Source organism: Rhodoferax sp., from assembly GCF_014859475.1.
Lineage (GTDB): Bacteria > Pseudomonadota > Gammaproteobacteria > Burkholderiales > Burkholderiaceae_C > Rhodoferax.
On sequence record NZ_JACUUE010000019.1, the window covers coordinates 20,990 to 27,662 of the forward strand.

Annotated in this window: 6 protein-coding genes; 1 reads left to right on the forward strand and 5 read right to left on the reverse strand. The window is 59.5% G+C overall.

Features of this window, described 5'->3' with window-relative positions; translation table 11 throughout:
• Nucleotides 1-29: 29 nt before the first annotated feature.
• Both IBX54_RS03310 and IBX54_RS03315 read right to left on the reverse strand, forming a co-directional pair.
• On the reverse strand, nt 30-725 hold the full coding sequence (locus IBX54_RS03310) for a DUF502 domain-containing protein (protein WP_296541237.1): 696 nt from the start codon (nt 723-725) through the stop codon (nt 30-32).
• Between the two features lie 199 nt (nt 726-924).
• Nucleotides 925-1,593, reverse strand: a complete 669-nt coding sequence (locus IBX54_RS03315) for a c-type cytochrome (RefSeq protein ID WP_296541238.1) — start codon at nt 1,591-1,593, stop codon at nt 925-927.
• A 144-nt stretch (nt 1,594-1,737) separates the two neighbouring features.
• On the opposite strand from IBX54_RS03315, the gene IBX54_RS03320 reads away from it, so the two are divergent.
• Nucleotides 1,738-3,429, forward strand: a complete 1,692-nt coding sequence (locus IBX54_RS03320; RefSeq protein WP_296541239.1) for an AMP-binding protein — start codon at nt 1,738-1,740, stop codon at nt 3,427-3,429.
• 10 nt (nt 3,430-3,439) lie between these two features.
• On the opposite strand, the gene IBX54_RS03325 is transcribed toward IBX54_RS03320, so the two are convergent.
• From IBX54_RS03325 to IBX54_RS03335, 3 genes are all read right to left on the reverse strand, one after another.
• Entirely contained in the window at nt 3,440-4,807 is a 1,368-nt protein-coding gene (locus IBX54_RS03325; RefSeq protein WP_296541240.1) for a TRAP transporter large permease subunit, read from the reverse strand.
• Nucleotides 4,808-4,864: 57 nt separating this feature from the next.
• Entirely contained in the window at nt 4,865-5,284 is a 420-nt protein-coding gene (locus tag IBX54_RS03330; protein WP_296541241.1) for a TRAP transporter small permease subunit, read from the reverse strand.
• A gap of 224 nt (nt 5,285-5,508) precedes the next feature.
• Nucleotides 5,509-6,564 (reverse strand): TRAP transporter substrate-binding protein, encoded by a 1,056-nt coding sequence (locus tag IBX54_RS03335; protein WP_296541242.1) that lies wholly within the window; start codon nt 6,562-6,564, stop codon nt 5,509-5,511.
• Between the last annotated feature and the right edge of the window lie 109 nt (nt 6,565-6,673).

Below are 6,673 nucleotides of genomic sequence, written 5' to 3' on the forward strand. Positions count from 1 at the left end.
CATTTGTCAGGGATGGCCGCGCGCCCCGTCTATCTGCTGGCGCCGGTGCTCTGACCGCTGGAGTGCTCGGCATCCGCCTCCGACGCATCAGTCGGTTGGTGGGAAAAACGCACATGCTCCGGCGCGTTAGCGCCACCAGACATGATGAAGCTCATCGCCTGTTCGACGCTCCAGTCGGTCTGCACCACCTCGTCGAGCGGTACGATCTCGATGTAGCCCGACGTCGGGTTAGGCGAGGTCGGCACATAGACGGCGGCCAGTTCGCGCTCGCTGTCGGCATCTCTCATTAGTTTGGTCACGAAACCCACCGCCTTCATCTGCGGCGTCGGGAAGCAGATCAGCACGACGCGCTGCCCCGCCGCTGGCGGCTGACGTATGGACTGGAGAAAGCGCTTGGTGCCGCCGTAGATGGTCTGCACCAGCGGCAGGCGGGCAAGTATCGCCTCGAAAATCTCAAGCAGTTTCTTGCCGAGCACCAGCGAGGCGAATACACCGATGCCGTAAAGCGTGCCCAGCGTCAGCAGCACCGCCACCAATTTCTGGAAATCCGAATCCAGCAGCCAGACGCCCAGTGTCTCGGAAAACGGCATGACGGCGCGGGCAGCCGTGCGCAGCAGCGGCGTGCCCATGCCGGCGAGGATGCCGAGCAGGAAGTCGAAGACCAGCCAAGTGACCCACAGCGGTGCAACGGTGAAAAAACCAATCAGGATCGGTACGGCCAACATGGGCGAACTTGACATGCTCGGTGCTCATTTTTTCCTCAAACAGATGCCTCGTCGTCACAGCCGCGAGCGGCCGTCAATGATGATGGCTGAGGCCATCGACATTGGCAAGATGGTCGATACGCGCGTTTATACCTGAGGATCAAAATTTGCCCAACACCCGCCAGTCGCGCGAGTTTTACCAAACAGGCTGCGTGGCGATTTATGGGCGTTCAGGTGCCGGCAATTGCGCCATATAGTCTGCCACCGCCTGCAAATCGTCTTGTGTATAAGCCTTGATCAGGCTGCTCATGGCTGGATTGGAATTGCCCCGCTTACCGTCGCGAATGAATTCAAGTTCGCGCAGCAGGTAGGGGTAGTGCTGCGCAGCCACCATGGGTGCAAAAATAGCTTGGGTACCTTCACCACCAGCGCCATGGCAGCCTGAACAGGCGTTGTCGAATACTTGCTTGCCGCGTGCCACGCCCGACCCCGGACCCTTGGCAAGCTTTCCTGTCACCGGCAGCGACTGCAAGTAGGCAGCGATATCGGCCAGGGTTTGCAGGCTCAGTTCTTCTTCGGTCACCATGGGTTGCATGGGCGGGTTGTGGCGCAAACCACTGCGAATGTCGAGCACCTGCTTGATGATCACGGCGGCATGCTGCCTTGATAGCCGGGGGGTGTTGCTGGCCGGACGCCCTGAGGCATCTTTTCTGTGGCAGGCCGTGCAAGACTGTTCGGCAAATTCAGCCGCGCCGCGCTTGGCATCCGGCGCGAGCGCCAGCGCGCTGGCCAACAGGGCCTCGGCCTCGGGTGTGGGGTTTTGGGCCTGGCCCGACAGTGGTGACACGCACAGCAGGGAGGCAAGGAGCAGGGAGAGTAGGGGTTTCATGATAAGTCGCAGGGAAGGGTTGAATACTTTGGGTATGTCCGGTTATGTTAAGGCTTACACGGTTCACAAAAAATGACTCTTTCCATATACTGCCATGCACACTCGCAACCGGCGTGAATTTCATCATTCGAGGAGACAAGTTTAATGAATCCTGTGACATCTGACCAGTTGGCTTTGCAACGCTTGTATTTCTGGGAAAAGACCGCGGCGGACCGAATTGCCCTGACCCAGCCGATGGGCGGCGGTGTCATTCAGGACTTCACTTGGGCGCAGGTGGCCGACCAGGTGCGCCGCATGGCCACCCACCTCAAAGCGCAAGGCTGGGAGCCCGGTGCCAAGGTGGCCATTTTGTCCAAGAACTGCGCCTGGTGGCTGATGAGCGATCTGGCGATCTGGATGGCCGGCTACGTGTCGGTGCCGCTGTATCCCACGCTCGGGCATGACACCGTCAGGCAGATTTTGACCCACAGCGAGGCGCGCGCCTGTTTTGTCGGCAAGCTTGACGACTGGGAGTTGATGAAGCCGGGTGTGTCCGCGGACATGCCGTGCATCAGCTACCCGCTGTCGCCGCCGGATGCGCGGCAACGCTTCGAGGGCTGGGACGCCGTCATCACCCGCAACGAACCCCTGCAGAGCAAAGTGGTTCGCGCAGCCGACGAGCTTGCCACGCTGATCTACACCTCGGGCACCACCGGCAAGCCCAAGGGCGTGATGCACAGCTTCGATAATTTCGCCTGGGCCATTGCCACTGGCGCCGCGGCCGTGGGCATGACGCAGCAAGACCGCATGCTGTCTTACCTGCCGCTGGCCCATGTGGTCGAGCGTGTCTTGGTAGAGCACGGCTGGCTGCACACCGGCATGCATGTGTTTTTTGCCGAATCGCTCGACACCTTCACCACCGACCTGCAACGCGCGCAACCCACCATTTTCTTCTCGGTGCCCCGGCTGTGGGTCAAGTTCCAGCATGGCGTGCACCACAAAATGCCGCCGGCCAAGCTTGACCGGCTGCTGTCGATTCCGCTCATTGGCGGTTTGGTGCGGCGCAAAGTGCACAAGGCGCTGGGGCTCGACCAGTGCCGTTTTGCCGCCGGGGGCGCGGCACCCATGCCGGTGTCGCTGCTGGCCTGGTACCGCAGGCTGGGCCTGCCGGTCAACGAAGGCTACGGCATGACTGAAAACCTGGCTGTTTCGAACCTGACGCTGGCCGGGCAAAACCAGGAAGGCTCGGTGGGACCGGCCTATGCGGGCGTTGACATTCGCATCGATACTGCCACGGGCGAGGTCCAGATGCGCAGCCCGGCGCTGATGCAGGGCTATTACAAAGAGCCTGAACAGACCCGCGAGGCCTTCACCCAAGACGGCTGGCTGCGCACCGGCGACAAGGGCCAGATCGACGCCCAAGCTTGCCTGCACATCACCGGGCGCGTCAAAGACCTGTTCAAGACCAGCAAGGGCAAATACGTGGCACCAGCGCCCATCGAAGACAAACTGGTGATGCACGACGCGGTGGAAGCCTGCGTGGTGACCGGCGCCAACCTGGGCCAGCCGCTGGGCATGGTGATGCTCAACGCGGAAGCCTTGGCGCGCAGTGCAGACCCGGCCAGCCGCAGCGAACTCGAAATGTCGCTGGCGCAACACCTGAAAACCATCAATGAAACGCTGGACCCGCACGAGCAACTCAAGTGCCTGGTGGTTGCCAGCACGGCGTGGACGGTCGAGAACGACATTGTCACGCCCACCTTCAAGGTCAAGCGCAACCGCATCGAAGACGCTTATTCAGCCAATTACGAGCGTTGGGAAAGCTCGGGCAAGCCGGTGATCTGGCAGGATTCCTGAAACTCTGCGACTATTTGGCGCCGTACATCTGCTCAGGCAGCCACATGATGAGCTGTGGCCATTCGAAGCAGGCGGCCACCATGAGCATTTGCAGCGCCACGAAGGGCAGCACACCGAGGTAGATGTCGCGGATGGTGACGCCCTTGGGTACCACGCCCTTCAGGTAGAACAGCGAAAAGCCCACCGGCGGCGTCAGGAACGAGGTCTGCAGCATCAGTGCCACCAGAATCAGGAACCAGGTCATGTCGAGGCCAGCGAGTTTGATCACCGGGGCCAGCAGCGGCAGGATGATCAGCACGATTTCGAACCAGTCCAGGAAAAATCCGGCAACAAAAACCACTGCCAGCACCAGAATGACCAGACCAGTGGGGCCCAGGCCGGTGCCTTTGAAAATTTCGGTGATCAATTCGTCGCCGCCAATCATGCGCAGCACATAGGCAAACACGGTGGCGCCAATGAAGATCGCAAAAATGAAGCAGGTGGTGGTGGTGGTGTCGAGGCCCACCTGACGTATCACTTTCCAGTTCAGCTTGCCATTGACAGCCGCCAGCAGCATGGCGCCAAAGGCACCCAGGCCAGAGGCTTCGGTCGGTGTGGCGATGCCGAAAAAGATCGAACCCAGCACCACCAGGATCAGGCCGAAGGTGGGGATCGTGGACAGGAAAGCAACCATGATTTGACGCGCTGTGAGTTTCTCGGCATCGGCGGCACGTGGCGGCACGATGTCGGGTCGAAAAACACCCACCAGCATGACATAGAGCATGTACAGCAGGCCGAGCAGCAGACCTGGAATCAGCGCGCCCATGAACAGGTTGCCCACTGACACCGACACCTGGTCGGCCATCAGCACCAGCATGATCGACGGCGGGATCAGGATGCCCAGCGTGCCCGAAGCGGCCACGATGCCACACGCCAGCTTTTTCGAGTAATGGTGTTGTAGCATGATCGGCATCGAGAGCATGGCCAGCAATACCACCGAGGCGCCCACGATGCCGGTCGAGGCGGCAAGCAAAATGCCGATGACGATCACGGTCAGGCCAAGCCCGCCGCGAATGCCGCCGAACACCTTGACAAAATTGCGCATCATGACGTCGGCTACACCCGAGCGGTCGAGCATCAAGCCCATGTAAACGAACATGGGCAGCGACACCAGCACCCAGTTCGACATGATGGCGTCAAAACGGTCGATGATGCCCGAGAACTTGACCCAGCTGGTCAGCAGAAAAGTGTCGATGCCAAACTGGGTCGTCAGGGTGATCGCGATGGCGGCAAACAGCATTGATATCCCCGCCAGCAACCAGGCAACCGGATAGCCAAGGAACAAGGCCAGAATGAACGATCCCATCAACGCGATGGAAAGAATTTCGTAAAAGGGCATGGACGGATCTCGAAAAATTGGGACAGATGACGGGCTGGCCAGTCGCTGGCGCGATGGTCATGGCGAAGTGAACAACGCTTTCCAGATGCGCGTCAGACGGCTCATGCCGGTCAGTGCCAGCAAGACAAAAGCAGTCACCATGAAAGCCTTCAGGACCCAGCGGTAGGGAAGGCCATCCGGTGCAGCGGAAACCTCACCGAGTTCCCAGGAACTGACAGCGAAAGGCACGGCAAACCAGATCACCAGCAAGGAAAATCCCAGCAGAAAACCGCCAGTGCCCAACAACTCGATCCAAAGGCGGGCCTTGCTGTTAAACCCTGCGGCCAGCACATCGATGCGCACGTGACGCTCGTGTAATTCGGTAAATGAGAGCCCGAGCATGAAGCCAACGGCATATAAATGCCACTGCGTTTCTTCGAGCATGATGGAGCCGACGCCAAAGCCGTAGCGCAGCAGCACCTGTAGAACGATGGTCATGACCAATAGGGTCCAAAGTAGGGAGGAAACCTCCCCGACACCCTGAACCAGGCGGTCAATGGCACGTGAAAATGCCGTGGTTGGCAGCGCGATGCCGGAATGGCCTGTGATGAGACCATTTTGCGTATTCATGGATAGTTTCCTTGGCAGAAGTAAGCCGTTCCATGCGGCAGTTGCTTTTTGGAACGGCTTGGTGCGCGCCGCATTGGGCGCGGGTTCAGCGCTTACTTGAAGTCACGCGGCAGATAGCCGAGGTGGTGCCAGTTGGCGTTCTTGGCCTGGAAGGCCGTCATGCTGTCGTACACTTTTTTGACCAGCGGGTCCTTGGCCGATTCTTCGGCCATGACCTCGCGCGAGGCCTTGGCAAAGGCATCGAGCATGACCTTGTTGAACTGACGCGCCTTGACGCCGTCCTTTTCGAACTTGCTCAGGGTTTGTCCTTGCAGCGCTTCAGCCTTGGCAATGGCCATGGTGACGGCAGCGGTACATGTGGTCTCGATCTGTGCCTGGGTTTGCGGTTTGAGCTTGTTCCAGGCCGCCAGGTTCACGTAAAGGAACTGGTTGGTGGACGGCTGGTGCCAGCCCGGCATGTAGTAGTTCTTGGCAACTTTGGAGAAACCCAACTGTTCGTCCACCGTGGGCAGCGAAAACTCGGTGCCGTCGAGCACGCCCTTTTCCAGCGCCTGGAACAGTTCGCCGCCGGGCAGCATGGTGACCGATGCGCCCAGCTTTTGATAGACCTTGCCGCCATAACCGGCAGCGCGGAATTTCAGGCCCTTGAGGTCTTCAGGCGAGTTGATCTCTTTGCGGAACCAGCCGGCGGCTTCGGGGCTGATGGAGCCGCAGAAAATCGGGTACACGTTGTGCGGCTTAAAGGATTCCTTGAGCAATGCATCGCCACCACCAAAGTACATCCAGGCCGAGTACATGGGGGTTTCCATGCCAAACGGTACTGCGCCAAACAAGGCCGAGACCGGCACCTTGCCGAGTTCGTAGCCCATCCAGCTGTAACCGGCTTCCACCTTGCCAGTGGACACGCTGTCGAAAATGGCCAATGCTGGCACCAGTTTGCCGGGCTCGAACACTTGCAGGTTGACCGAACCACCAGAGACTTTTTTCAGTTGCTCAGAAACCCAAGGCATGGTGTCGCCCAGCGCGACCAGGTGGGAGCCAAAGGCCATTGGCACGCCCCAGCGGACGGTTTCCTGCGCCATCGCCGGTACCGACAAGACGGCACTCACGGCAAGGGCGATAAGGGGAGTTTGGCGAACAAATTTCATGAATAAAGATCCTCGTTAAGTTATTGAATACATCACCGGATTCAGCCCAAGGTATCACCCGGCAGTCGCACATGGCAGACTCTCGGCTGCACCCGTATGCGGACTGAAA

Bases quoted from the DNA above. Each gene is read 5' to 3' on its own strand.
- IBX54_RS03310 (WP_296541237.1), bottom strand. From the start codon at position 725: ATGTTGGCCGTACCGATCCTGATTGGTTTTTTCACCGTTGCACCGCTG.
- IBX54_RS03315 (WP_296541238.1), bottom strand. From the start codon at position 1,593: ATGAAACCCCTACTCTCCCTGCTCCTTGCCTCCCTGCTGTGCGTGTCA.
- IBX54_RS03320 (WP_296541239.1), top strand. From the start codon at position 1,738: ATGAATCCTGTGACATCTGACCAGTTGGCTTTGCAACGCTTGTATTTC.
- IBX54_RS03325 (WP_296541240.1), bottom strand. From the start codon at position 4,807: ATGCCCTTTTACGAAATTCTTTCCATCGCGTTGATGGGATCGTTCATT.
- IBX54_RS03330 (WP_296541241.1), bottom strand. From the start codon at position 5,284: ATGACCATCGTTCTACAGGTGCTGCTGCGCTACGGCTTTGGCGTCGGC.
- IBX54_RS03335 (WP_296541242.1), bottom strand. From the start codon at position 6,564: ATGAAATTTGTTCGCCAAACTCCCCTTATCGCCCTTGCCGTGAGTGCC.